22 protein-coding genes are annotated in these 26,314 nt (G+C 61.8%); 8 read left to right on the forward strand and 14 right to left on the reverse strand.

What is annotated here, in order from left to right; translation table 11 throughout:
• Nucleotides 1–35 precede the first annotated feature (35 nt).
• A complete protein-coding gene (locus ACZ89F_RS21670) occupies nucleotides 36–1,598 on the reverse strand; it encodes a GMC family oxidoreductase (protein WP_476094056.1) in 1,563 nt (520 codons plus the stop codon).
• Between the two features lie 287 nt (nucleotides 1,599–1,885).
• On the reverse strand, nucleotides 1,886–3,010 hold the full coding sequence (locus ACZ89F_RS21675; protein WP_476094058.1) for an NAD(P)/FAD-dependent oxidoreductase: 1,125 nt from the start codon (nucleotides 3,008–3,010) through the stop codon (nucleotides 1,886–1,888).
• Between the two features lie 212 nt (nucleotides 3,011–3,222).
• On the opposite strand from ACZ89F_RS21675, the gene ACZ89F_RS21680 reads away from it, so the two are divergent.
• From ACZ89F_RS21680 to ACZ89F_RS21710, 7 genes are all read left to right on the forward strand, one after another.
• The gene (locus ACZ89F_RS21680; protein ID WP_109661539.1) at nucleotides 3,223–4,107 is read left to right on the forward strand and encodes a MurR/RpiR family transcriptional regulator; all 885 of its coding nucleotides are present in this window, start codon (nucleotides 3,223–3,225) and stop codon (nucleotides 4,105–4,107) included.
• 47 nt (nucleotides 4,108–4,154) lie between these two features.
• Complete coding sequence (locus tag ACZ89F_RS21685) at nucleotides 4,155–5,744, forward strand: ABC transporter substrate-binding protein (RefSeq protein WP_476094060.1); 1,590 nt, start codon at nucleotides 4,155–4,157, stop codon at nucleotides 5,742–5,744.
• Nucleotides 5,745–5,792: 48 nt separating this feature from the next.
• Nucleotides 5,793–6,722, forward strand: a complete 930-nt coding sequence (locus tag ACZ89F_RS21690) for an ABC transporter permease (RefSeq protein WP_476094061.1) — start codon at nucleotides 5,793–5,795, stop codon at nucleotides 6,720–6,722.
• Nucleotides 6,719–7,570 carry an ABC transporter permease gene (locus ACZ89F_RS21695; protein ID WP_476094063.1) on the forward strand — a complete coding sequence of 284 codons (852 nt, stop codon included), beginning with the start codon at nucleotides 6,719–6,721 and terminating at the stop codon, nucleotides 7,568–7,570. The genes ACZ89F_RS21690 and ACZ89F_RS21695 overlap by 4 nt, the downstream gene beginning before the upstream one ends.
• The gene (locus ACZ89F_RS21700; RefSeq protein WP_476094065.1) at nucleotides 7,567–8,526 is read left to right on the forward strand and encodes an ABC transporter ATP-binding protein; all 960 of its coding nucleotides are present in this window, start codon (nucleotides 7,567–7,569) and stop codon (nucleotides 8,524–8,526) included. The genes ACZ89F_RS21695 and ACZ89F_RS21700 overlap by 4 nt, the downstream gene beginning before the upstream one ends.
• Nucleotides 8,523–9,482, forward strand: coding sequence for an ABC transporter ATP-binding protein (locus ACZ89F_RS21705; RefSeq protein WP_476094066.1), 960 nt, complete (start codon nucleotides 8,523–8,525; stop codon nucleotides 9,480–9,482). The genes ACZ89F_RS21700 and ACZ89F_RS21705 overlap by 4 nt, the downstream gene beginning before the upstream one ends.
• A 67-nt stretch (nucleotides 9,483–9,549) precedes the next feature.
• Entirely contained in the window at nucleotides 9,550–11,028 is a 1,479-nt protein-coding gene (locus ACZ89F_RS21710) for a M81 family metallopeptidase (protein ID WP_476094068.1), read from the forward strand.
• A 100-nt stretch (nucleotides 11,029–11,128) separates the two neighbouring features.
• Here ACZ89F_RS21710 and ACZ89F_RS21715 read toward each other — a convergent pair whose 3' ends face one another.
• From ACZ89F_RS21715 to ACZ89F_RS21770, 12 genes are all read right to left on the reverse strand, one after another.
• Nucleotides 11,129–12,247, reverse strand: coding sequence for a branched-chain amino acid ABC transporter substrate-binding protein (locus ACZ89F_RS21715; RefSeq protein ID WP_476094070.1), 1,119 nt, complete (start codon nucleotides 12,245–12,247; stop codon nucleotides 11,129–11,131).
• 135 nt (nucleotides 12,248–12,382) lie between these two features.
• Nucleotides 12,383–13,573, reverse strand: a complete 1,191-nt coding sequence (locus tag ACZ89F_RS21720) for an acetyl-CoA C-acyltransferase (RefSeq protein WP_476094071.1) — start codon at nucleotides 13,571–13,573, stop codon at nucleotides 12,383–12,385.
• An 11-nt stretch (nucleotides 13,574–13,584) separates the two neighbouring features.
• On the reverse strand, nucleotides 13,585–14,679 hold the full coding sequence (locus ACZ89F_RS21725) for a serine hydrolase domain-containing protein (protein ID WP_476094073.1): 1,095 nt from the start codon (nucleotides 14,677–14,679) through the stop codon (nucleotides 13,585–13,587).
• Between the two features lie 9 nt (nucleotides 14,680–14,688).
• A complete protein-coding gene (locus ACZ89F_RS21730; RefSeq protein ID WP_476094074.1) occupies nucleotides 14,689–16,284 on the reverse strand; it encodes an ABC transporter substrate-binding protein in 1,596 nt (531 codons plus the stop codon).
• A 110-nt stretch (nucleotides 16,285–16,394) separates the two neighbouring features.
• Complete coding sequence (locus tag ACZ89F_RS21735; protein WP_476094075.1) at nucleotides 16,395–17,162, reverse strand: 3-hydroxyacyl-CoA dehydrogenase; 768 nt, start codon at nucleotides 17,160–17,162, stop codon at nucleotides 16,395–16,397.
• 75 nt (nucleotides 17,163–17,237) lie between these two features.
• Nucleotides 17,238–18,323, reverse strand: coding sequence for an AraC family transcriptional regulator (locus tag ACZ89F_RS21740; protein ID WP_476094077.1), 1,086 nt, complete (start codon nucleotides 18,321–18,323; stop codon nucleotides 17,238–17,240).
• 19 nt (nucleotides 18,324–18,342) lie between these two features.
• On the reverse strand, nucleotides 18,343–19,971 hold the full coding sequence (locus tag ACZ89F_RS21745) for an AMP-binding protein (protein WP_476094078.1): 1,629 nt from the start codon (nucleotides 19,969–19,971) through the stop codon (nucleotides 18,343–18,345).
• A gap of 8 nt (nucleotides 19,972–19,979) precedes the next feature.
• Nucleotides 19,980–20,729: an enoyl-CoA hydratase/isomerase family protein gene (locus tag ACZ89F_RS21750; protein WP_476094080.1), complete on the reverse strand. Its 750-nt coding sequence runs from the start codon at nucleotides 20,727–20,729 to the stop codon at nucleotides 19,980–19,982.
• A 10-nt stretch (nucleotides 20,730–20,739) separates the two neighbouring features.
• Nucleotides 20,740–22,431: a methylmalonyl-CoA mutase family protein gene (locus ACZ89F_RS21755; RefSeq protein WP_476094081.1), complete on the reverse strand. Its 1,692-nt coding sequence runs from the start codon at nucleotides 22,429–22,431 to the stop codon at nucleotides 20,740–20,742.
• Nucleotides 22,428–23,429, reverse strand: coding sequence for a methylmalonyl Co-A mutase-associated GTPase MeaB (gene meaB / locus ACZ89F_RS21760; protein WP_476094083.1), 1,002 nt, complete (start codon nucleotides 23,427–23,429; stop codon nucleotides 22,428–22,430). Before meaB ends, ACZ89F_RS21755 begins: the two co-directional genes overlap by 4 nt.
• Nucleotides 23,426–23,893: a cobalamin B12-binding domain-containing protein gene (locus ACZ89F_RS21765; RefSeq protein WP_476094084.1), complete on the reverse strand. Its 468-nt coding sequence runs from the start codon at nucleotides 23,891–23,893 to the stop codon at nucleotides 23,426–23,428. The genes meaB and ACZ89F_RS21765 overlap by 4 nt, the downstream gene beginning before the upstream one ends.
• A gap of 14 nt (nucleotides 23,894–23,907) precedes the next feature.
• The gene (locus tag ACZ89F_RS21770; RefSeq protein ID WP_476094086.1) at nucleotides 23,908–25,245 is read right to left on the reverse strand and encodes an aspartate aminotransferase family protein; all 1,338 of its coding nucleotides are present in this window, start codon (nucleotides 25,243–25,245) and stop codon (nucleotides 23,908–23,910) included.
• 97 nt (nucleotides 25,246–25,342) lie between these two features.
• Here ACZ89F_RS21770 and ACZ89F_RS21775 point away from each other — a divergent pair, with 97 nt between their 5' ends.
• A complete protein-coding gene (locus ACZ89F_RS21775) occupies nucleotides 25,343–26,200 on the forward strand; it encodes a LysR substrate-binding domain-containing protein (RefSeq protein WP_476094087.1) in 858 nt (285 codons plus the stop codon).
• The last annotated feature ends 114 nt before the right edge of the window (nucleotides 26,201–26,314 follow it).

Below are 26,314 nucleotides of genomic sequence, written 5' to 3' on the forward strand. Positions count from 1 at the left end.
TGCCTCGCGACCGTATGCCGTCCGGCGGCGAGCTATCAGATGGACCGGCGCAGCCTGTCGGCCATTTTCTCGCCAATCATGATCGAGGTGAGGTTGGTGTTTGCCTGGCAATCGAGCGGCATGATCGACGCATCGATAACCCGCAGCCCTTCAAAACCGTAGACCCGGCATTCCGGATCGACCACGGCCTCGCCGGGCCGTCCCATGCAACAGCCGCCGATCCCATGCTGTGCGTCGGAAGCCTGCGCCAGCAGGAAATTATCGACCTCCTCGTCGCTTGCCGTTTCGAGCCACGACAAAGGCAGATCGGAATCCCCCAGCAGGACGCGCTCGGCGATCGCCTGGATCGGCGCCTGCCGGGCAATCTCGCCAAGGTGGCGATAGGCGATACGCATGCGTTGAAGATCCATTGGATCGTCCAGCATGTTCTCTTCCACGATCGGCTGGTCGAAGGGATTGGCGGAGCGCAGTTGCACGGTGCCGCGGCTCTTGGCTTCCATCAGGATCAGATTGACCATGGCCTCGCCGAACTGGGCGCTGTCGGATTCCACGCCGATACCGCCATGGTTCATGGCGACGTAGAGAATGTCGTCGCGCTCGGCACCTGGCACGCCCGAACTCATCCTTACACAGCAGTTGGTATGCCGCGCATCGACATCGGTCGCCTTGAATTCAGGCTTCAGCTTCAGTTCGATACGGCAATAAGGATGGTCGAAGAAACTTTCGCCAACCGGCAGGTCGGCAAGCACCTCGATGTCCTTCCGGTTCAAGAGAGCCGCCGGGCCGATGCCCGAGCGCTGCAGGATGACCGGAGAGTGGATGGCGCCGGCCGAGAGGATGACCAGCGGCGCCTCGAATTTGCGAACCTGACCGGCCACGATGGCCAAAACGCCGATCGCCGTCTTGCCATCGAAAAGGACCTTGTCCACCGTCGCCTGTCCGATGATGGTGAGGTTCGGCCGGTCGCGGGCAGCTTCCAGATAGCCGTCATTGACCGACACGCGCTTACTGTCTCGACTGTTGATCGGATAGGTGCAAGCCCCTTCGGCGTCCGGAGCATTGAGATCATCATGCCAGGGATGGCCGAGAGTCATCGCGCTTTGGCGCATGGCCTTGTCGACATTCCCCCAGCTTTCGACGGGCGCGCGGTAGATTGGAATCGGGCCATCGCTGCCGTGAAAATTGGCCGCGATCGGGTCATCCTCGAGGCGGCAGAAGAAGGGCAGCACGTCGGCTCCCGACCAGCCCTTGCATCCGATTTCCTCCCAGCGGTCGAAGGCATGGAGCACGCCGCGAATGGCAATCTGCCCATTGACGGAAGTCGAACCGCCAAGCCCCTTGCCGCGCCAGTAGACCCGATGCTCCTGCCGCTTCGTGCGGCGAGCCATCAGGTCGGGATACATGTACTGTTGCTGAAAATGATCGGGAAGCAGCAGGTTGAAGGGATTTGGACTCGCCATCTCGGCAGGTTGCTCGCCGCTCCGGTAGTCCGGCCCCGCTTCCAGCAAAAGCACGGTCGTGGCCGCATCTTCGGTTAGCCGGGCGGCAAGAACAGCCCCGGCTGCGCCGGCTCCGACAACGATGACATCAAAGGGCATGCCGCACTCCCCGGATCCGACCAATGCACGGCTGGCTTGACCGCGACATCATGTTGATTTCACTTTGTGCACCAACCTGCCGGCATTCAGGCTCGGCGACGGACGCCGGAACCGATTACCTTAGCCGCCATTGCACGACGGCAAGATCACCATGATTTGTTTTATATGTAAATATGATTTTGTATATGAACCCGCCAGAAATGCTCCTTTGTCTGTCCACCCCGTGAGAAGATCGATGTGCCGCCGAACCCTTGAATCGCCGGATCGGACCCGAACCAGGAAACCGACTACGGCTGGGCCAAACGCGCCGGCGAAAGATCCCTTTCGGATAGTCCATTCGCGAGCAGGTCGGCAGGCAGGCATCCCGAAACAATCAGGTCGGCTGCGGCACGGCCAAGGGCCGGGGCCATCATGATTCCATAACCGCCCTGGCCTGCGAGCCAGAAGAAGTCGGGCGTCGCGGCGTCATAGCCCAGCACGGGCGCCTGGTCGGCGACGAAGGAGCGCAGACCCGCCCAGCTCTTTGCGATATGGCTGACGGTCGCCAGCGTCTCGCGCTGCAGCCAATCGACCAGCACTGCCACGTCCCATTCGTCAGGCTGGACATCTTGCGGTTCAATCGGCGTCTGGTCGCCCGGTGATGCCATGATCCTGCCGGCGTCCGGCTTGATGTAGGCATCGGCGGCGACGTAGTCGACGGCAGGCATTTTGGCGATGTCCAGCCTTGGAGGTCCGTCGACGATGATTGCGGTGCGCCGCTTCGCCACCAGCCCGATCGGGCCAGCGCCGGCCATGTCGCCGATCTCTCCAGCCCAGGCACCTGCCGCGTTGACGACAATTCGCCCTTTCACCGAGAAATCTCCGGCTGAAGCCTTCCAGAGGCCGTCGCGGCGATCCAGTTTCGTGATGCGCTTGCCGCAAAGGACAAGCCCGCCGCGGCGCCTGATGCCGCGCAGGAAGCCCTGGTGGAGGGAGGCGACATCGATGTCCATGACGCCGCTCTCAAAGGCCGACGCCGCGACGCGTTCGCGGCGAAGCAACGGTGCCAAGGAGAGAGTGCCAGCCGCATCCAGTTTCCGGATTTCGTATCCCTCCGTCGACAGATCGAGGATCGGCGCCAGCAGGTCTTCCTCGCCGGGAGCGGCCACCGTCAACATGCCGCGTTGGGTCAAAAGCGGCCTGTCACAGAATTCGGCTGGCGGGTTCAGGAAGAAAGCCTGGCTTGTCTTGTTGATGCGTCGAACCGTGGCGACGCCATAGTTGGGCGTGAAGAGCGCGGCCGACCTTCCGGTACTGTGGTAGCCGGGCGTCGCTTCGGCCTCGATGAGCGCGACTGTCCCCAGGGCTGCGAGTTCATAGGCCGCGGCTGAGCCCGAGATGCCCGCGCCGATGACAAGATAGTCGTAGTCCATGACGGCCCGGCCTTTGGCTTGCGTCTCTATCCAGGTGCCGTGGCACGCCGGACGGACGATCCTCCGCTATCCGCTTTTTTCAGGCGGTTCGATCCGGCGCTCTGTCGCCGCCGGCGCACAAGAGTGCAGTTCCCATAAAAATGCAAGAAAACAAAAATCTATTGACACCATGTAATATTTATAACTTTGTAGCCGGCGGAGGAGAATTGCGCATGATCGGTTCGGTTCGCCAAAGGCTGTCGGATTGCTTGGGCAGCGCGTCCAAGGCAGACAAGGCGATTGCGAGTTTCATGCTCGCCCAGCTGAACAGTCTCGCCTTTGAGACCGCCGGCAGCATCGCGAGCAAGGTGGAGGTCAGCGAACCGACCGTCGGACGGTTCTGTCGCTCCATCGGCTACACCAGCTTCAAGGATCTGAAGGATCATCTCAAACAGGATCTGGGCGACCGGCCGTGGCTGATCAGCGACCGGCTACGCGATTTGCAGCGCCGAACGCTTGCCGGAGAGGACCAGCTGGCACGCGGGCTGCAGCTCGAAATAGCAGGCCTGGTTGCCGTCTATGAGCTTGCCCACACGCCGGAATGGAAGCGTGTCGTCAAGCGCCTTGCCACGACACCCGCCATCTTCGTCTCCGGTTTCCAGACCGAGCGCGGTGTGGCACAGACCTTCGTCAATCAGCTGCAGTATCTGCGCGACCGCGTCCATCTTCTCGATCTGGCCGGCGGCAATTTCAGCGAACTTCTGGCCTCCGACAGCAAGCAGTCCTGCCTCGTCCTCTTCGAGGCCAAGCGCTACTCGCGCATGGCGCGCCTGCTTGCGCAGGAGGCGCGAGGGCTCGGCATACCGACCACCCTGATCACCGACGCCTTCTGCGACTGGGGTCGCGAACTGGTCGACGAGATGTTCGTGGTGCCGACGGAATTCAATCTGTTCTGGGAATCGACCGCCCAGATGGCGAGCCTGACAAACCTGCTCGTCAACGGCGTGTTCATCGAGCTTGGCCCCGAGGTGGAGCAGCGCATGAATGAGGTGTCGCGCCTCTACAGCCGCTTCACCGGGTATGTCGGCGACCCGACCGGGCCCTCGATGGGAGACTAATCCGAGACCTACCGCAGCCCATAACCATAACAACAGGGAACAATGACATGCGTACCATGACCAAGGCGTTTCTTCTCTCAGGTTCGGCGCTTCTATCCGCCGGACTTTTCATGACCAGCCTGCCATCGGCGGCAATGGCCCAGGAAGCGACTTTCGCGCTTCCGGCCGGCGAACTGGGCGCGACCTCGTACAATCCGATCACCTCCAGCAACCTCAATTCCGCGACGTCGCTGATCTACGATCGGCTGATCGAGCAGGATGCCGATCAGTCGTTCCACCCGCATCTGGCCACGTCATGGCAGGAAAGTCCTGACGGCATGACCTGGGAGTTCAAGCTGCATCCGGGCGTCAAATTCCATGACGGCGAGCCCTTCAACGCCGAGACGATCGCAGCCTGGATCCCGACTTTCGCCGGCACGGAAAATGCCTTCATGGTCGAGGCAATCGACAAGGTCGTGGTCGTCGATCCGCTGACCGTCAAATTCGTCATGAAGCGCCCGGAGCCGAACATGCTGTACAACCTCGCCAGTTCCTTCATGGGCGTGCCCAGCCCCAAATCCTACAAGGCGCTGGGTAAGGACTACGGCGTCACCACCGCTGTCGGCACGGGACCATTCAAGCTGGAAAGCTTCTCGATAGGGCTCGAGACCGTTTTGGTCCGCAATGACGATTACGCCTGGGATTCGGACCTGTCGGTAAACCAGGGCGCGGCGAAGATCGCCAAGATCACCTTCCGCGAGATTCCCGACCAGTCGACCGCATTCCTCGAATTGAAGACCGGCGGCGTCGATGTGCTGCTCGGCGTGCCCACCGATTTCCTGTCGATCATCAAGAGCGAAAAAGCCGCCACCATCATCACGATGCCGGGAACCGGCATCAATTACATGCCGATCAATACGTCGGTAGCGCCGTTCACCGACATCAAGGTCCGCCAGGCCACAGCCCTGGCGATCAACCAGAAAGCCATCCTCGACAGCGTCTATGCCGGCGTCGGCCAGGAAGCACACAACTTCCTGATCAGCTCACTTCCTGAATCCCAGGTGAAGCCTGGTCTCGACGTCAGTTTCGACCTGGCCAAGGCCAATGCGCTGCTCGATGAGGCCGGATGGAAAAGGGCCGACGACGGCGTTCGCGCCAAAGACGGCCAACCCCTGAAGGTGAAGCTCTTCACGCAAAACGATACGGAGTTCAAACGGCTTACCCAGGTCGTGCAGGCACAGCTCAAGGATATCGGCATGGATGCCGAGATCACCGTGCTCGATTCCAGCACGATCCGCGACGAGTACAAGAAGAACAACCATCAGCTCGCCGTGCGAGGCTACGACTGGAACAACGCCGACATCCTCGACTGGTTCTTCAGCGGCGCTCGGCTCGGCTACCCGAACATCTCGATGTGGAAAGACGCCAAATCCGACGAACTGAACAAAACCGCCATGACCAACTCGAAGACTTCAGCCGAGCGGATCGCGAATTTCAGGACCTATCACGAATATCTTCTGTCCCAGTTCCTGTTCGTGCCGATCTACCAACCGGCAACCAACATCGCCTTCAACCCCAAGACGGTGAGTGTGCCGGAAAAGGTGCGCGGCCCGCGTTTCCGGTCGCAGACCATCATGGACATGCAGGTCCTGCAGTAATCAGCGCTGCCGGCGCTTGACCAACAGTGAAGCGCCGGAGGAGCCGGGATGATCATCAAATACACACTGCAACGTCTGCTGATGCTCATTCCGGTGTCCCTGTCGATTTCGGTCGTAATCTTCCTGGTCGTTCATCTTCTGCCGGGCGATCCGATCGACAACCTCATGCGCGTCGGCTCGTCTCCGGAGGACCGGCTCGCAATGACCGTGAAATACGGGCTCGACCGGACGCTGGTCGAGCAATACCTGCTGTGGATCAGGAGCATCCTGAGCGGGGATTTCGGCGAGGCAATCGTACTGCGCCGCCCGGTTTCGGCCCTGATCTGGCAGAACCTGCCCTACAGCCTGACCCTTGGCGCCCTCGCCTTCGCCTTCTCTTCGATCGTCGGCATGATCGCCGGCACCATCTCCGCGGTTGCCAAGAACCCGGTCGTGGAACAGGTGGTGAAGGCTTTCATCCTGCTCGGTTCGACGGTACCCAGCTTCTGGCTGGCGCTGCTGATGATCCTGCTGTTTTCGGTAACGCTCGGCTGGTTTCCAGTCTCCGGCGCCAAGACCTGGACGGCTCTTGTCTTGCCGGTCCTCACGATCGGTTTCGGCGGTATCGCGCTGGTGGCCCGTGTCACCCGCGTGGCGCTGGTCGAGATCGCACGCCAGGATTTCGTCACGCTTTTGCACGCGAAGGGGCTGTCCCGCTCGACCATCCTGTTTCGCCATCTGCTGCCGCACGCCTTTCTGCCGGTCGTCACGATCCTGGCCCTGCGCATTGGCTGGATCCTCGGCGGCGCTGTCACCGTCGAATTCGTTTTCGGCCGGCCCGGCCTCGGCAGCCTGCTTATCCGTGCGCTCGGTCAGCGTGATTATCCCGTCGTCCAGGGATGCCTGCTCATGCTGGCGCTTGCCGTGATGCTCGGAACGCTGATCGGCGACGTCGCCCAGGCTGCGCTGGACCCTCGTGTCAGGGAAGCCACCACATGAACGCATTGGCTCAATCCGGCGTTGGCCGCGCCTTCGCCACGCGACTCGGCCTGTTTTCGGGCGGCTATATCCTGATCCTGCTGGCGGTCGCGCTAACCGCGCCATGGATCACGCCCTTCGATGTCACCATCCAGGATCTGGCCAACAGCAACGCCGCGCCGGGTTGGCCGCATCTGATGGGCACCGATGAATTCGGCCGCGACGTCCTCTCGCGCGTCATGTACGGCGCGCGCACCTCGCTGTCGGTCAGCGCAACAGCCATCGGTTTCTCGATGATCGTCGGGATGGCGCTCGGCGCCGCCGCCGGCTATTTCGGTGGCCTGTTCGAACGCGCCGTGATGACGGTCGTCGATCTGACATGGTCTTTTCCCGACATCCTGATCGCACTCATGCTGGTGGCGATCATCGGCCCCGGCCTGTCCAGCACGATGTTCGCCATCGCCGTCGCCTACCTGGCGCAGTTCACCCGGCTGACCCGGGCGCAAATCGTCCAGCTGAAGCGCGAGACATTCATTGAGGCAACCATCAACCTGGGTGCCACGCCCGCCCACATCCTGTCGCGTCACCTGCTGCCGAATGCCGTTGCGCCGGTCATCGTGGTCGGCATGCTCGCCATCGGCGACGGTATCATCCTGGAGGCGACGCTCGGCTTCTTCGGCCTTGGCGCGCAGCCGCCCACGCCAAGCTGGGGTGCCATGATGAGCAGCGGCACCGCGCAGCTTTTCCTGGCACCCTGGGTCATCATCTTTCCCGGTCTCGTCGTTGCCGTAACCGTGATTGCCATCAACCTGTTCGGCGATGCGTTGATCCGGGCACTCGACATCCGCGAACGGCTGCGCGGAACATGAGCACGATCCTGAAAGTGGAAGCTCTGCGCGTTGCGATCGGCGCGCTCACGCCATTGTCCAGCGTATCTTTTTCGCTCGAGAAAGGTGAGACGCTTGGACTGGTTGGCGAATCCGGATCGGGAAAATCGTTGACCGCCATGGCCATCATGGGGCTGCTGCCGCTGATCGGCGGGCGCATCACCGGCGGCTCGGTGGTCTTTGACGGCGGCGATTTGACCGCTTTGCCTGAACCGGCCTACCGGAAACTGCGCGGTGGCCGCATTGGCCTGATCACGCAGAATCCGATGACGTCGCTCGATCCTCTGAAAAAGGTCGGACCGCAGATCGATGTCGTGGCACGGCTGCATCTTGGCCTGGACAGATCGGCCGCGCGCAACCGCACCGTCGAACTGCTGGGCGAATTGCGGATTCCGGAACCGGCTTCCATCTATCACCTTTACCCGCACCAATTGTCCGGCGGCATGAAGCAGCGCATCGTCATCGCCATGGCGCTTGCCGCCGACCCTGACCTGCTGATCGCCGACGAACCGACCACGGCGCTGGACGTCACCGTCCAGGCGCAGATCATCCGCTTGCTGAGCGACCTGATCCGCGACCGCGGCCTGAGCATGGTGCTGATTACACACGATATGAGCGTTGTTGCCCAGGCTTGCGACAAGGTCGTGGTGATGTATGCCGGGACCGCGGTCGAATACGGAACGGTCGCGGCGATTTTCGATGATCCGCGCCATCCCTATACAAAGGCCCTGATCGGCTGCATCCCGCGCGGATTGGCGGGCGCACAGCGCTTGAAGGGCATCGAGGGTACCGTCCCAAGCGTCGCCCACTATCCGCAGGGTTGCCGCTTTCACCCGCGCTGCCCGCGCGCCGAGGCAATCTGCGCTGCGGTGTCACCACCTTTCATTGCCAGCCGCGATGGCGCCGCCGCATGCCATTTTGCCGGAGCGGTCGGATGAGCGCGTTTCTGGACGTCAGCAGCCTGTCCAAACGATACAGCAGCAAAAGCGGCCTGTTCGGCGCGGCCCGCTCGATGTACGCGGTCAACGACGTGTCGTTCCAGATGACGAAGGGCCGGGTTGTCGGCGTCGTCGGTGAATCTGGCTGTGGAAAATCCACGCTCGCGCGCCTCATCCTGCGCCTGATCGAACCATCGAGCGGTGCGGTCCGTTTCGATGGGCTGGATTTGCTGAAGCAGCGCCCGCGCGAGATGCGCCGCCTGCGCGCACGCATGCAGATGGTGTTCCAGGACCCCTATTCGGCGATCGACCCCCGCTACACCGTTGCCGATGCGGTGATGGAGCCGTTCCAGATCCAGGGGGTACGCCTTTCGTCAGCCGCGAGAACCGAGATGATCGGCGGATTGCTGACCATGGTCGGGCTCAACCCTCAGACCGCATCGAGCTACCCGCATCAGCTGTCGGGCGGCCAGAAGCAGCGCATCGGCATCGCCCGTGCGCTTGCGCTGAAGCCCGCGCTTCTGGTGCTGGACGAGCCGACGGCCTCGCTGGACGTCTCGATCCAGGCCCAGATCGTTGGTCTGCTCGAACGGCTGCAGGAAGAAATGGGCCTGACCTACCTGTTCATTTCCCATGACCTCGCGCTGGTAAAATATTTCTGCGACGAAGTGCTGGTGATGTATCTCGGTCGCGTCGTCGAGGCGTTGCCCGATACCGACGCACCGGCGCGCCATCCCTATACCAGAACGCTGCTCGACAGCACGTTCCAGCCTGATCCGAAGCTGCGCCGCCGCATCCAGCCGCTAGCTGGAGAGGTGCCGAGCCCGTTCGATCTTGGACCGGGCTGCGCCTTCGCGGCGCGCTGTCCACGGGCGAGCGAACGCTGCCGGGTGGAAACACCGCTTCTGGCCGCGTCCGGAGGAGGCCACGCCGTAGCCTGCCACCATCCGGACTGATCCACGCGCCGAGTTGCCGCCCCTTTGCGGCTGCCGCGCCCGAATCCATGCATCCCTGGAGTAACCTATGACCTTTAAAGTCCTGACCGCGGAAATCTATCACGAGACCAACACGTTCAGCCGTCATCCGACCGACGAGCAGGCGTTCCGCGACCGCTATTTTCTGACGGGAGCGGAAGCCATTGCCCAGCGGGGCGACGCCAACACCGAGCTTGCCGGTTTCCTCGATGTGGCGCGTGCCCGCGACTGGCAGGTCGAGCATGTGCTGAGTTCCGCCGCCGGTCCAAGCGGCAGGGTCACCCGCGCTGCGTTCGACTGGCTATGCGAGCCATTGATCGCTATCGCGACATCAGGACATTTCGACGGGATTCTGCTTGGACTGCACGGCGCCATGGTTCCCGACTTTTGCGAGGACGGCGAAGGTGAACTGCTTCAACGCCTGCGTGCCGTCGTCGGCCAGGCCGTGCCGATTGCCATTACGCTTGACCCGCACGCCAATGTCAGCCGGCGGATGTGCGAGCTCGCCGATATCATCGTCGCCTTCAAGACCTATCCGCATGTCGACATGCGTGAGATCGGCCGGCAGGCCGGTGAAATCCTGCAGCGCACGATGGCCGGCGAGATCAAGCCGCGCACGATCCGCGCCAGGCGACCCATGCTCGAGGAGGTCAATGGCGGGCGCACCGACATCGGTCCGATGCTCGAGCGGCTTGCATCCGCACGGACCTACGAAGCACAAGCCGACGTGTTTGCCGTCAGTATCAATGGCGGCTTCGCCAGCGCCGATATTGCCGAGGTCGGGCCGACCGTTCTGGTCACCGGCCAAGGCGATTTCGATGCGCACCAGGCGTTCGCCGAAACGATCGCCGACGATATCTGGGAGAGACGCCACGAGGTGCTGAACGCGTATATCAGCGTCGAAACGGCGGCAGCCGTCGCCGTGGCACACAAGTCAGACGAGGGCCCGCTTGTCATAGCCGATTATGCCGACAATCCCGGCGGTGGCGGCTATGGCGACGCGACCAGTCTGCTGAAGGCCCTGCTCGAAGCAGGCGTGACCGACGCCTGCTTCGGTCCGATGGTCGATGGCGAGGCTGCGGCGGCCTTGCATGGGTCGGCCGTTGGAGAACGCATCGGGATCGCGCTTGGCGGCAAGACCGACACCCGCTTCGGTGGCGGTCCGCTTGAGCTTGATGCCGAAATCGTGGCGCTGAGCGATGGCCACTTCGTCGGCGACGGGCCGATGATCGGCGGTCTTCCCGGCAATTTCGGAAGGAGCGCGGTGCTGCGCGTCGACGGCATCGAAATCCTGGTCGTGACCATCGCCCAGCAGATGCTGGACCTCCAGCAGTTCAGGGCATTCGGCATCGACCCGGCGGCAAAGCGGGTGGTCGCATTGAAGTCCATGCAGCACTTCCGTGCCGCGTTCGCGCCGATTGCCGGCAAGATCATCGTCTGCGACAGTGGCGCGCTTTGTACGCCTCACTACGAGCGAATGCCGTACCGGAATGTACCGCGGCCGATCTTTCCACTCGATCGGGGATGACGGCATGCGCTTGCTCGGGACTCTTCGGGGTGATCTCATCCACAAGATGCCCGGCTATAACACCGGGCATCTCCAGAAATGATCCCTGGATCGCGAGTTCTTACTTTTCGAAATAGGTGGGTTTTCCGTCCTCGCCTTTCTTCCATTCATAGATGACGTAGTCCGGACGCGTCGGGTCGCCCTTGGCGTCGTAGCCAAATTCGCCGATGGCGGTCTTGAACGGACCGTTCGCTTTGATGGCGTCAGCTACCTTCGTCGCGTCGTCAGCGGAGCCGGTTTTGGCGATTGCGGCGGCCAGAACCTGGACCGCGGCGTAAGAGTACAGCGTATAGGCTTCCGGCTCGAAGCCGGCAGCGCGGAATCTCTCGACGATACCCTTGGCGGCCGGGTTCTTGCGTGGATCCGGGCCGAAGGTGTTGAGTGTGCCGATCACGGCGTCCCCGGCGATCGCGGCGAGTTCGTTCGACACCATGCCGTCGCCTGAGAAGAGCGTTGCCTTCAGACCCTGATCAGCCGACTGGCGCATGATCAGGCCGGCCTCGGTGTGCAAGCCGCCGAAGTAGATCAGTGTAACGCCGGCCTCCTTCATTTTGGCGATCAGCGCCGAAAAGTCCTTGTCTCCGATATTGATACCTTCATAGAGCACTTCCTTGACCCCGTTGGCGTTCAACACGCCTTTCGTTACATCGACGAGTCCCTGCCCGTAGGGCGTCTTGTCGTGGACAATGGCAATCTTGGCATCCTTGAAGTTTGCCGCAATGTAGCCGCCGGCCACCTTGCCCTGCTGGTCGTCTCGGCCGCAGGTGCGGAACGTGTTCCACAGGCCGCGCTCGGTGAGCTGTGGGTTGGTTGACGCGGGACTGATCTCGAGCACACCGTTCTCCGCATAGACTTCCGATGCCGGGATCGAGACGCCCGAGTTGAAGTGGCCGACCACGAACTTGACCCCGTCGCCGACGAATTTGTTGGCGACCGAGATACCCTGTTTCGGGTCGGAGACATCGTCCCCGACCTCGATCTTGATCTGCTGGCCGAGGATGCCGCCGGCGGCATTGATATCGGCGGCCGCCTGTTCGGCACCTTTTTGGAACTGCGCACCAAAGGCGGCGTTCGGTCCGGTAATCGGGCCGGCAACGCCGATCAGAATGTCGGCGAAGGCGTTGCCGCCGAACGCGACCAGCGCAGTCATGGCAAGCGCGGGCAAGAGTGCTTTTTTCATGTGATGACTCCCATTAGCATCGTGGGCGGTGGTTGATGCTTCATGCGATACCCACGTCTGGCGCATGAAGCTGACGGATCGGGATCAGCGCCGCTGCTGTTCATTGTCTGCGACGCCAATAGCTCTCCGGGTCGTTCAAGACATGAGTTCCACCGCCAGGGCAGTGGCTTCGCCGCCACCGATGCAGACGGATGCGATCCCTCGTCGCAGACGATGTTTTCGGAGGGCCGAAACCAGTGTGACGATGATCCGGGCGCCCGAAGCGCCGATGGGATGGCCGAGCGCACACGCGCCGCCATGGGCATTCACTTTATCCGGTGGCAGATCGAGTTCGCGCATCGCTGCCATGGGCACCACCGCGAAAGCCTCGTTGATCTCAAAGAGATCAACATCCTTGAGGTCCCAATTGATCCTGTCGCGGAGCTTTCGGATCGCGCCGATAGGCGCGGTCGTGAAAAGATTGGCGGCCTGCGCGTGCGTGGCATGACCATGGATTGCCGCAAGCGGGGTAAGACCCCTTTTGTCAGCCTGCGAACGGCGCATGAGGACGAGTGCTGCCGCGCCGTCCGAGATCGACGAAGAATTCGCCGCCGTTACCGTGCCGCCCTCTCGGAAGGCAGGTTTCAACAACGGAATCTTGTCTATCCGAGCTTTTCCTGGCTGCTCGTCCTCGCCGACGACCCGCCCGTCCTTGCCCTCTGTGACCGTGACCGGAACAATCTCTTCGAGGAAGCTGCCGCAGGCGATGGCCTTGCGTACCTTCTCGAGAGAGCCGAGGGCAAACGCATCCTGGGCGTCGCGGGTAAATTGGTAGGCCTCGGCGCAATCTTCGGCAAAGGTTCCCATGAGGCGCCCTTTGTCATAGGCATCCTCCAGGCCATCGAGGAACATATGGTCGATGATCTTGTTGTGTCCCATGCGATAGCCGGGGCGCGCACGGTCGAGCAGATAAGGCGCATTGGTCATGCTCTCCATGCCGCCTGCGACGACCACGGCACCGGCCCCCGCCGTAATCAGGTCGTGGGCAAGCATGACCGACATCATGCCGGACCCGCACATCTTGTTTACGGTCGTGGCGCCAACGCCCAACGGCAGGCCTGCTTCAAGGGTTGCCTGACGCGCAGGTGCCTGCCCCTGCCCCGCGGTCAGAACGCATCCAAGCAGAACCTCATCAACGAGATCCATTTTGACGCCGGACCGCTCCAAGGCCGCGCGGACGGCGGCCGCGCCCAGTCTTACGGCGCTAACGTCCTTGAAGTTCCCTTGGAAGGCGCCAATCGGTGTCCTTGCGATCCCGACGATCACCACTGGATCATGAGTGCTCACCTGTCTCCCAGTCATGGCTGGATCGCTCGGATGACCGTGTCGACGACCTCATGGAGTCCACTCGCCTGGAAGGACAGGCGGTTGCCAGATCCGACATTGCTGGTCATGGCAATGGTCAGCCGGCTTTCCGGGTCGTGCTGCATGACGCAGACGTAGCCAGGGATGCTGCCCTGATGACCGTAGAACGGGCGGCCGTCATAGCTGCTCTGGAACAGGCCGGCGCCGGTCTCGCGCATGCGGGTGCCAGGGAAGGAAGCCGGCACACGAGAGCCAGACATCTCCTCGAACCAAGGTGGCGAAATCACCTTGCCCGCGAACAAGCCGCGCATGAAGGCGACAAGATCGCTGGGAGTGGAGACCATATCGCCAAGGCCATATGCGGCTGAATAGGGAAAGGTATCGGACGAATCCTGCAATGCTTCCGAATAGGGCAACACCCCATCCATGCGCCACATCTCACCCCCCGAGGCGATGTCCTTGGCAGCGCCAGCGGGCGGCGGTGGACGATGGTAGTAGCCCCGCACCAACCGTTCGGCCGGATAGGACCAGGTGTCGTGCAATCCCAGGGGATCGAGCACGGCCTGGCGAACATAGGCGCCGAGGGATTGGCCGGTGACCTGTTCGATCAGCAGGCCCGCCAAAACATAGCCGGTGTTGTTGTAGACGGCCGGACCGCCGGGCGCCTTCCGCACGCCAGCCTTGAATGCCATGTCGATCAGCTCGGCGGGTATCCAGACCCGGCTCGGGTCCATTGGTATGTCGTATTCGAATTCCGGCAGGCCACTGCGATGATTGACCAGTTGCCGCACCGAAATCTGTTCCCCGCCAGGAAGGTCGGGGAACCAGTGCGAGATGGGTCCGCCGAGGTCGATCTTGCTGTCCTCGGCCAACCGGACGAGCGCGGCCACGACGAAGGTCTTGGTGCAGCTCCCGATCTTGAAGAGCCGGTCCGCGGTGACGGGCGTGCCATCGCGGCGATCCGCCACCCCGGCCGTCACGACTTTTGCAGACCTGTCCCAGATGGCGAAGGCAAGCGAGACACCCACCGCGCCCCGGTCGATATAGTCCGCAAGCAAGCGGCCGATCTCATCCACTTTTCCGGTCATCCGCGTGTCCTACTCAGCGATGTCGACGCGGGCGAAATTCTGGCGGCCGAACGGATCCATCACATAGTTCAGCACGCTTTTGCGCACCGGGACCGACACGACGGAATGCGCGATCGGCACGCCGGGAACCTCGATCTTCACGATCTTCTGCGCGTGGCGATATATCTCGGCGCGCTTGGCGGGATCGGCCTCGACGCGGCCTTGCTGCAACGGCTTTTCGAAATCCGGGTTGCACCAACGCGAGCGGTTGGAGCCGCCGGCGACACCTTCGCAGCTCAGCATGTAGCTGAGCAGGTTGTCGGGATCGCCGTTGTCGCTGCTGCCACCGAGCAGGAAACTGTCGTGTTCGCCGGCGGAGGTGCGCTTGAGATACTCGCCCCACTCGTACGAGACGATGTCGGACTTCACGCCGACCGCGGCCCAATCGGCCTGAATCATCTCGGCCATGCGCCGGGCATTGGGATTGTAAGGCCGTGAGACCGGCATCGCCCAGAGGCTGATCGACAGGCCGCTTTCATAGCCAGCTTCCTTCAGTAAATTCTTCGCGCCTTCGGGGTCGTAGTCGATGGCGGCATCCTTGATGGCGCCGAGCTGCGTCGGTGGCACCATGCTGCCGGCCAACCTGCCGGTACCCTGGTAGACCGCCTCAACGATCGCCTTGCGGTCAATGGCCTTGGCAAGCGCGGTGCGCACCCTCACATCGTCGAACGGCTCGTGCTCGACGTTGAAGCCGAGAACGCCAACGTTCTGCCCCTCGATCTGGTGGACGTCGATGTCGGGATCGCCCTTCAATTCAGCGACCGAGGATGGCGGCGGCAATGCGGCGACCTGGCATTCATTGGCCTTCAGCCGCTCGACCCGCGTCGTCGGCTCTGGCGTGATGGCGAAGACCAGCGTGTCGATCTTGGGCGGACCGCCCCAATAATCCTGGTTGGCGGCGTAGCGGATCTGGTTGTCGGCAACATAGGCTTGAAGCACGAACGGGCCGGTGCCGACCGGCTCCCTGTCGATCAGTTCCGGCGTGCCGGCGGCGACCATCTTCTCGGTCTGCTCCAGCGACAGGATCGACATGGCGTCGAGCGCGATGCCGGACAGGAAGGTCACGTTGGGAGCGTTCAAGGTGAAGCGTACTGTGTAGTCGTCGATCTTCTCGAGCGCGCCGATCATCGAGCCGAGGCCGGCCGCGGCGAACATCTCATAAGAACCGTTGCCGAGCTTGTGGTAGGGATTGTTCGGGTCCCGCTGGCGGTTGAAGGTGTAAAGGACGTCGTCGGCGCTGAAGTTGCGCGTCGGCGTGAAATGCGCACTCGAATGGAACTTGACGCCGTGGCGCAGGTGGAACGTGTAGGTCTTGCCGTCCGGCGAGACCTCCCAGCTATCGGCCAGCGCAGGCCCGATCTCGGTGGAGCCCGGCTTGAACTCGACCAGCCGGTTGAAGATGGTCTTGGCCGCCGCATCCATGGTGGAATCGGCGGTGCTGGTCATCGGAGTGAAGGTTTCGGGGCTGGCCTCCGAGCAGTAGACAAGCGTCTTTGCCGACACTTGTCCTGCCGCGAGGACCGACGATGCAAGGATGGCAACACACATGAGGGACAAGGGCTTCATCTCAAGAACTCTCCCGTTTGGGTTTCGGGTCATCGGCTGCGAAACGCAGGGCCGTTGACCCACATCGAAATTTCAGCCGCCGACCGCCAGGACGACGAGGCCATCGCCACTCAGCGCGGCGCCATGCGCAGCGCGCCGTCGAGGCGGATGACCTCGCCATTCAGCATCGTGTTTTCGCAGATGTGCTTCACCAGGCTGGCGTATTCATCGGGACGGCCAAGACGCGGCGGAAACGGCACGCTCGCGCCGAGAGCATCCCGGACTTCCTGCGACATGGCGGCCATCATCGGTGTTTCAAAGATGCCGGGTGCTATGGTGGCCACGCGCACTCCATAGCGAGCGAGTTCCCGTGCCACAGGAAGCGTGAGCGCGGCGATGCCACCCTTTGAGGCGGCATAGGCTGCCTGGCCTATCTGTCCGTCGAACGCTGCAATAGAGGCGGTGTTGACAATAACCCCGCGCTCGCCGCCGGCGTCGGGCTCTCCCTTCACGATCCGGTCGGCGACAAGCCGCAACATGTTGAAAGTGCCGACAAGATTGACGGCAATCGTGCGCGCAAAGCTTTCGAGGCTGTGAAGCTTGTCCCGCCCCAGGACCTTTTCACCCGGCGCGATACCCGCGCAATTCACCAGTCCGTGGATGCGCCCAAACGTCTTCGTGGCAAGATCCACCGCGGCGATGCCGTCGGCTTCGCTGGTGACGTCGGCACGGTGAAAGCGCACAGCGCTGCCCAGTTCCGCGGCGACTTTTTCGCCGGCCGCGGCGTTTAAATCGATGGCAAGAACGTTCGCGCCCTCGGCCGCGAACATGCGCGCGACCGCTGCTCCCAACCCGGAGCCAGCGCCGGTGACCAGAAAGACTTTATCCTTGATCCGCATTGTCCATGTCCGGGCGAGCGTTCCTCGCCCGAACATGTTGCAACGGAGCCAGGTGGCATACGATGACCGGGGCGCTCAGATTTGGTGATCGATTTTGCAATGTTTGCCGTTCAATGCGCGCTGTGCTCGCGGCCCCGCCGACGTTGCGGGCGCGCGGTCCTGTGCAGTGAGCCTCGATGCGGCCTCTCGGCGAAACGACGCGGGGCTTTTGCCGGTCCATTTGTGAAATGCCCGATGAAAGGCACTTGGTTCGGAAAAACCGATATCGGCCGATAAGTCGGCCACGCTTCGGCTGCCGCCAAGCAGGGCTTCCATCGCCAAGGCTCTGCGCATTTCATCCTTGATGGAACGATAGGTCTGCCCCTCTGATTGCAGTCGGCGGCGCAAGGTCGGCGCTTGCATGCGCATGCCCGCAGCGAGGCTCTCGAAACTCGGCCAAGCGGATGGGACCGTGGTGTGAAGACGTCCACGAATGGCGGCGGAAAGCCCTGCATCATGGCGATAACGCACCAGAATGTTGGCTGGCGCCTGGCGCAGAAATTCCCGCAATGCGCCCGCATCCCTGATAGTCGGCAGCTTCAGAAAGTCGGCGTCGAAGACAAGCCGGCTCTCCGGCTGATCGAACCGCACCGGTGCGCCGAAAAACAGGCGGTAGTCGGTTCCCGCGGGTGGCGCTGGGCATTTGAAATCGACCCAGCGGATCGGAAGGCGCCGGCCCACCAGCCAGCAGTTCACGCCATGGACGATGATCCAGAATGTACGATAGGCAAAGGCAGACCGCAGCGGACCGGCATCCTTCAAGGTGACCTCGGCAAGCCCATCCCTGACAACCAGTTCGCCATGAGGATCGTCAAGGACCACACGCAGGAAACGCAGGCCTCGCCGCAACGCATGCTCCAGCGTTTCGGTCGTCAGGAGCGCATGGCATAGCAGCGCAAAACTGCCCGCCCGCATCGGCCGGGCTCCTTCGCCGAAGAATTCGTCATCCATGGTCTCGGCCACGGCATGCCAAAGGGCGCCGTATTGCTGCGCGGAGATCGGTTCGGAAATGACTGGCGGCAGCCCCACCCGCGCCAGCAGCGGCTCGACCGGCACGTTGTGGCGGCGAAGGCATTCAAGCGTATCGTCCATAAAACAGGGAGCGATCATCCGACGTTCCATCGCTTGAAACTCCCCGGTGCTAGCGCTGTCCCCGATCGAACGTGGCAGCGCTCACACCTCGTTGCCGCAAGGTGTTCCTGGCGACTTTTTCCGTCGGAGTTCGCGGCAGTGGGATATCGGTAATCTCGATGTAGCGCGGCACCATATGGCGAGGCGCGAGTTGCCTGAAGTGGTCGAGCAGATCGGCTGGCTCCAGGGTGGCCCCTGCCCTCCGCTGCGCCACAACCATGATGTCCTCTTCCGTGAATTCCGACGGAATTCCGAAAGCGGCACTCTCAACGATGTCGGGGTGTTTCTCGGCGACGGTTTCCACCTCGTAGGCGGAAATGTTCTCGCCCCGACGCCGGATTGCCTCGTTGAGGCGATGCTTGAAATAGAGCCAGCCGTCTTCATCCATGACGCCTGCATCGCCGGAATGATACCAAAGGTTCCTGAGCGTCTGCACCGTCTTCGCGTCTGCCCTGTAGTAGCCGGAGAACATGCTCCAACTCTTGTTGGGACGCGACACGATCTCGCCCACGGTGCCGGGTGGAACGCGCCTGTCCGCCTCGTCGACGATCGCCACTTCCCAGTCCGGATGAGGGCGGCCGCAGGAACCCGGTCTCGTTTCGTCTACCGTGTCCAACGTCACAAAACTGGTTTCCGTCTGCCCGTAGCCCGTTACCAGTCTCATATCGAAGCGGCGCTCGAATGCTTCCCTGTCGGGAACCATGGGAATGCATTGGCACACCTTGATGGGGTTGCTGCTGTCGTTGTCCGACTGCGGCGCGCGCATGAGGATGACGGCCATGGCGCCCAACAGATTTGTCGCCGTGGCGCCACTCGCGCGAACCTGATTCCAGAATCTTGAAGCGCTGAAACTGTCGACCAGCGTTGCTGGCGTGCCGTAGATCAAGGGCAGAAACACGCCGAACATCTGGGCGTCGGTGTGAAACAGCGGCAACGCCGAGAAATAGCTGTCGCTGGTCGTGTAACCCAGATTGGATGCCATTGCCGCTGCCCAGGAATAGCAATGATGGTGGGACATCAATGCGCCCTTGGCGGGACCGGTCGTACCCGATGTGTACAGGATAGCCATCGGATCGGAATAATGGACGTCGACCAGATCGAAATCCGGCTGCGGCGCCAGGCATTCCTCAAAACGGACAATCCGGCCGATCCTGATGCCTGCCGCCCGCGCTTCCCCCGGATCAACTCCCACGAGGATGAGCGTCCGCACATTGGGCAGCTGATCCTGGACCTTTGCAAGCTCCACGAGTGCATTGGCGTCCGCGGCGAGCACTTCCGCCCCGCAATTGTTCAGGTTGTGACAGAGCAAGTCCCCTTTTAGCCCGGGATTGCTCGGCACCTCGATCGCACCCAGATTTGATGTTGCGAACCACATCGCAACGAGTTCGAAGCAATTCGGCAGCAACATCGCCACGCGATCCGATCGGCCGACACCGAGCTTGCGCAGGCCAACCGCCAGCCTGCTGGAGATGTGCAGCATGTCCTCGAAGCTTGCGGAACGTCCGCAAACTTCGATGAATGCCTTGCTGCCTAGCCTCTCGGCCTGCCTCAACAGGATCCTGGGCAGTACCCGATCCGCGATGTCGTCTTCGTGCTTGCCGGGAATGTAGGCGGGAGATGAGACGTCAAGCATCGTCATGGGAGCGGTCAAAACTCTTTTGCTCGGGCCTGGGCCTCTGGGGACAGAAATCCGCTGACCGTGGCCTTGGTCTCAAGGCTCATTGCCTCGGCAAGGGACGAGTGAAAGCCCTCGTTGATGGCGTGCTTGATGTCGGATACGGCGCCAGCGGGGCGCTCCGAGATATTCAAGGCGAGTTTTCTTGCTTCGTCGAGCAATTCGGCTTCCGGGACCAGCTTCCACGCGATACCGACTTCGACCGCCTTCCTGGCGTCGTGACGCTCGCCGAGGATCATCAGTTCCTTGGCAACCTGCGGCCCGACCTGCTTGGTCAACAGCGCCGTCACGCCGCCGGTCACGAAAAGCCCATAGCTGACCTCGGGAAAGAACCAGCGGGTGTTGTCGGCGAACAGCCGAAAATCGCAGTTGATGGCCCATTCGAGGGCGCCGCCAACGCACCAGCCGTGCACCGCCGCGATGACAATCTTCCTGGACTGCATGATCCGCAGGGTGATGTTCTGAATGGCCTCGACCCAGGCTTGCGTCGCTGCCTCGGACGTGGTCTGCGCATCAAGGTCCTTGAGGTCGTCCCCGGAACAGAAAGCTCGTCCTTCGCCGTGGAGAATGACGACACGGATGGCTTCATCCGCCTCGGCTCGTGCAAGCGCTTCGGCGAGTTCATCGACAAGCTGCCTGTTCATGGCGTTGAGTCGTTCCGGCCGGTTCAGCTTGACCCAGGCGATTGCCCCGTCGTTTCTGGAAATGACTGCTTGCGTCATGGTGTCCTCCTCAGACGATCATCGGTTCGGCGTAGGAACCCCAGACATCCCGCAGCGCGCTGCAAATCTCGCCCAGCGTCGCTCTTGCCTTCACAAGCTCGATGGTCTTCGGCAGCAGGTTGATGTCGTTGGACCCGGCCTGTTGGGCGAGCTCTTTCAAAAGATGTCGAACGTGATCGTTGTTCCGGTTGGCGCGGACCTCATTCAAACGGTCGATCTGCAACTGGGTGCATTCATCGTCGTAGGGATGGATGTGGACCTCGGCGGAACCGCTCGCCTCATCGACATACCGGTTGACGCCGACCGAGATTTTTTCGCCCGTATCGATCTTCTTGAAGGTCGCGTAAGCGGAGTCGGCCAGCTTCTGCTGGAACCAGCCTTCCTCGACCAGCTTGATGGCGCCGCCGCGCTCATTCACCTCGTCCAGCACTTTCCAGATTTCGGTTTCCATGTCGCTCGTCAGGCGCTCTACGAAGTACGAGCCGCCGAGCGGATCGATCACGGATGTCACATTGATTTCTTCGCGGATGATCTGCTGGGTGCGGATGGCCAGTTTCATCGCCTCTTCAGTCGGAATGGCAAAGGCCTCGTCGAGACCGTTCGTGTGCATGCTCTGGCATCCGCCCAGCACGGCACCGAGCGCCTGGATGGCGGTTCGCATGAGATTGTTGTGGTGCTCGACCTTGGTAAGGCTCATCGCCGCGGTCTGTACATGCACCCGCAGCCGCATGGATTCCGGCTTCCTGGCCTTGAACCGCTCGGACATGATCTTGGCATAGACGCGCCGGGCCGCCCTGAACTTGCAGATCTGTTCGAAGAAATCCTGGTGGCTGATGAAGAAGAACGACAGCCTGGGGGCGAAGTCGTCGATATCCATGCCGGCATCGATGACCTCTTCGCAATAGGCGATGGTGAAGGCCATGATGAACGCGATCTCCTGGAGCGCATTCCCGCCGACGTCGGACAGGTGATAGCCGCTCAGGCTGATCGGATTGATCTTCGGCGTCGTCTTGGCACAGTGCATGATCAGATCGCGCAGCAACCTGACCGCGGGTCGCACCGGATAGATCCATTCCTTCTGGGCGACATATTCCTTCAGCGGGTCCGCCTGCAGCGTCCCGGTCAGCTTGTGCAGGTCATAGCCGCGCTGTTCGGCGACGACGACGAACATCGCATAGATCACCCAGGCCGAGGGGTTGATGGTCAGGGAGACCGAGATCTTTTCAAGGTCGATGCCGTCGAAGAGGCGGTCGACATCGTCCACCGTGTCGATTGCGACGCCAACACGCCCCACTTCGCCGAACGCCATCGGATTGTCGGAATCCAGGCCAAGCAGCGTCGGCAGATCGAAATCGGTCGAGAGTCCGGTCTGACCCGTCTGGATCATGTATTTGTAGCGCTGGTTGGTGGCCTCCGGATTGCCGAAGCCCGCAACCTGCCTGATGGTCCACGGCCGCCCACGATACATCGTCGGATAGGCGCCCCGCGTGAAGGGATAGGCGCCCGGAAAACCCAGGTCGCTTGCGGGGATATCGGCGACGTCGGCCGCAGTGTAAATCCGCTTCAGCGCAATCCCGCATTCCGTTTCGTATACCGGCTTTTCCTCGGGCCTGCTCTTCAAGGCAGCCGCAAGTTCCCCGCCTTCCCACTCGGCCTGCTTTTCCCTGACGTCTTCGATTGCCTGCTCCGAGAACAGATTCATGCTACCCGCGCCTCGCTGTCCCAACCCAACAAGCGGTGGGCGGCGACGAGCGGGTCCTCGTCCCTGTTCACCACTGCCTGAATGTGCTTCTCCATTTCCTCGACGTCCTCATTGAACTTGAGCTGGAACAGGTGCCTGGCGGTGCCAAGTATCCGCGTTCTGCACATGCTGCGCTGGCGCTCCGCCAGCTCGCCGCTTTCCTGCAGATGGGCCCAGTGCTGGCCGATAGCGTCTTTCAGTTCGCCGATGCGTTCGCCTGAAACTGAACTGACCGGAAGAACTGGGGGATTCCAGCCCGCGCTTGCCTTGACCGTTCCGAGGGCCATCATGCCCTTCAAGGCTGAAACCGTGGCCGAAGCCTCCGGTTTGTCGCATTTGCTGACGGCGTGTATGTCGGCGATTTCCAGGATGCCTGCCTTAATCGCCTGGATGTCGTCGCCGAGCCCCGGGGCAGACAGAACCACGATCGTGTGCGCCGCCGTCACCACTTCCACCTCGTCCTGGCCGACGCCGACGGTTTCGATGATGATTGGCGAGTACCCCGCCGCGTCCAGAATATCGACCGCCTGAAGGGTCGAACGGGCCAGGCCGCCAAGATGGCCGCGCGTTGCCATGCTCCGGACGAAGGCCTGGCAGGACTGCGCCGCATCGTTCATCCGCACCCGGTCGCCCAGAATGGCGCCGCCGGAAAACGGGCTGCTCGGATCCACTGCAATCACCCCGACCTTGTATCCGTCCGACGCGAAGGCCTTGATGAGCGAAGAGACCAGGGTGGATTTGCCAGCGCCCGGCACACCGGTGATGCCAACGATATGCGCCTTCCCGGTGTGTCTGTAGATCTCCGCCAAGGCATCCGAGGCCTCCGCATATCCGCCTTCGGCGCGCGAAATCATCCTGGCAATGGCCGGAACGCTGCCAGCCAGGATGCCGGACAGAAGCTCGATCGAGGGTATGTAGGCAGCGCGCTTCGCCTGTCTCGAAGAGGTGTATGCGTTCATATGCGACCACGGGCTGCGATCAGGTTCCTGATCGTCGTGACAATCAGATCGGCCCGTGCCTCCTGCGGAACGATGGCATCGACGCCGCTTTCCGACAAAGCGGCATAGTCCTGCTCGGGAATCACGCCGCCCGCGACAACGAAAATATGCTCGGCCTTTTGCTCCCGCAGGCAACGTCCCAATTCTCGAAACAGCGGGACATGAGAGCCCGACAGAAGACTGACCCCGATAACATCGACGTCTTCCTGTATTGCTGCGTTGACGACCTCATTGGGCGATTTGTAGAGACCGGTGTACACGACCTCCATGCCGGCATCGCGGAGGATACGGGCGACGATCTTGGCCCCGCGGTCATGGCCATCGAGCCCGAGTTTGGCGACAAGCACCCGAATGGTGCCAGGCAATTGCACTTCGGCATCCGCGCCGGGATTGGAGTCCTTGTCTACCGTGCTCGTTTCGGTCATGGGTCCGAGCGCCTTCACTCTGCGGCGATGCCGGAAAGGCCCGCGGCGGCGGCAAGCCCGGCTTCGATCGACTCGGAAATGATCCTCAAGCCGAGGTCCAATTCCTCCTCGGAGATCGTCAAGGGAGGAGCTATGCGAAACACTCCGCCCATTCCGGGAAGCTTGACGATGTTCATGCTCAGGCCGCGTCTGAACGCTTCAGCCGCAATTCTGGCGCCAAGCTCGTGGTCCGGGTCTCTGCGCTCACCGTTCTTGACGATCTCGACCCCGAGCATGAGGCCACGGCCACGCACGTCACCGACGCATTCGTATCGCTGCTTCAGTCCCGACAGTCCGTCGAACAATCTCGCTCCGAGATGACTTGCCCGTTCGACGAGTTTCTCTTCTTCGACCACATCGAGCACCGCGAGGCCTACAGCCGCCGGCAGTGGGTCGGAAACATGCGTGGTGTAGAACAGGAAACCCCTGTCGTGCGCCGTCTCTTCAATTTCAGCGGTTGTCATGACAGCCGCCAGGGGAAGGCCCGCGCCGATGGTCTTGGAGAGGGTCAGTATGTCCGGGGTGACGCCGTCCTTTTGAAAGGCGAACATATCGCCAGTGCGGCCGATACCGGTCTGTGCCTCGTCCAGGATAAGCAGCATTCCACGCTCGCGGCATTTCTGCTGCAACGCTGCCAGATAGCCTGGCGGCAGTTCGAGCATGCCGCCGCTCGACAGGATCGGCTCGGCGACGAAGGCCGCCAGGTTTCCTGTCGACTGGCTGTCGATGAGATCAAACGCATCGTTGAGTTCAGTGAGCCAGTCGAGAGATCCGTCGGCATTCTTGAAGCGCGGCCGGAAACTGTTGGGCGCGGGGATTGCGAGCGATCCGACCGCCGCGGGTCCATACCCCTTGCGACCGGCGCTGTACGTCGCCGACGCCGCGGCTCCCGTCATGCCGTGCCAGCTCTTCGAGAAGGCAACGATCTCGTGCTTGCCGGTCACCAGCTTCGCCATCCGGATGGCCGCTTCGTTCGACTCGGCGCCGGTCGAAAGCAACAGCGCCCTGTCTAGGCCAGGCGCCAGCGCCGCAAGACGTTGCGCAAGCTCGACGACCGGACGCGACAGCATGCCGCTGAAAAGATGCGCGACCCTTTCGACTTGCCGGCTGACCGTCGAAACGATCTTGGGGTGAGCATGCCCGAGCAGTGCGCTCATCTGTCCAGACGTGAAGTCGAGGATGGCCCTGTCGTCCGCATCGTAGACGAATGAGCCCGCAGCGCGCTCGATGATGGCAGGTTCAAAGGTGCCGCCATATCGTATGAGGTGCTTCTGCGCCGAAGCCCAAAACCCGCTATCCAAGTTCTTTGACATCTCATAGCCCCGCTAAAGCGTTCAACAGGACAATTAGCGGCTGGCATGGGTGCAGTAAAATTGATAGTAATCGGATTCAGATATCAACGGAATTGATATGCAGGCTCCACTTGATCTCAGACTGCTGGCAACATTCGTTCGTGCGGCCCACTCGGGAACCCTCAGTGCGACAGCGGTACAGGTCGGACGTACGCAGTCGGCGGTGACCATGCAGATACAAAGGCTTGAGGAAGCTCTCGGCCAAAGTCTGTTTCATCGAAGCGGCAGCGGGGTCCGCCTCACCGGGAGCGGAGAGCGCTTCCTGGCCTATGCCGAGCGCATTCTCAAAATCCATGACGAAGCGATTTCGGCGCTCTCGGACAAGGGCTTGCATGGTTCGATGATTTTCGGCAGCCCCGAAGACTATTTGAGCGCGTTCTTCCCCGCACTCTTGAAGAGCTTCGGAACCAGATACCCCGATGTCGAGATCAAGGTCGTTTCGGCGCCGACAGTTGAATTGCGAACGCTTCTGCACTCGCGCCAGATCGACCTGGCGCTTGTTTCGACTCCGAACCCAAGCGACGCGCAGGATGTCGTGCGGACAGAACCGCTCGTATGGGTGGGCAGCAAGCCGACCCTGGAGCTTCACGATTTTGGCGACACCGTGCCGATGGCATTGCCGGCGTCAAACGCCATGGACCACAAGGCAGCCTGCGAGGCCATGGCCCGCGCCGGGATACGCTACAAAATATCATATGCAAGCAATAGCCTTGCCGGACTGATTGCGGTCGCGCGGTCCGGTCTGGCGATAAGCGTCATGACCCAGGAGGCCGTCCCATCCGACCTCTATATTCTGAACACGCCTTTTCCCAAATTGCCCCGCCTTGGAATCCTGATCGCTTTTGCCGAATCCGAACGATCGCCCGCGGTAGAGGCATTTGCCAATCACATCCGGAGCGTTCTTCCATCCCTCTGAGCCCGTCGATCCACACGTGTCACCCGCACGCAGCCAACCTGTAGCGGATGCCCAGAAGCTCGCGACGGTTGCAGTTGTCGTCACGGCTATTGATTTGTCCGGATACGGAAGGAT

The sequence above is a fragment of the Mesorhizobium sp. USDA 3734 genome (genome assembly GCF_056279665.1).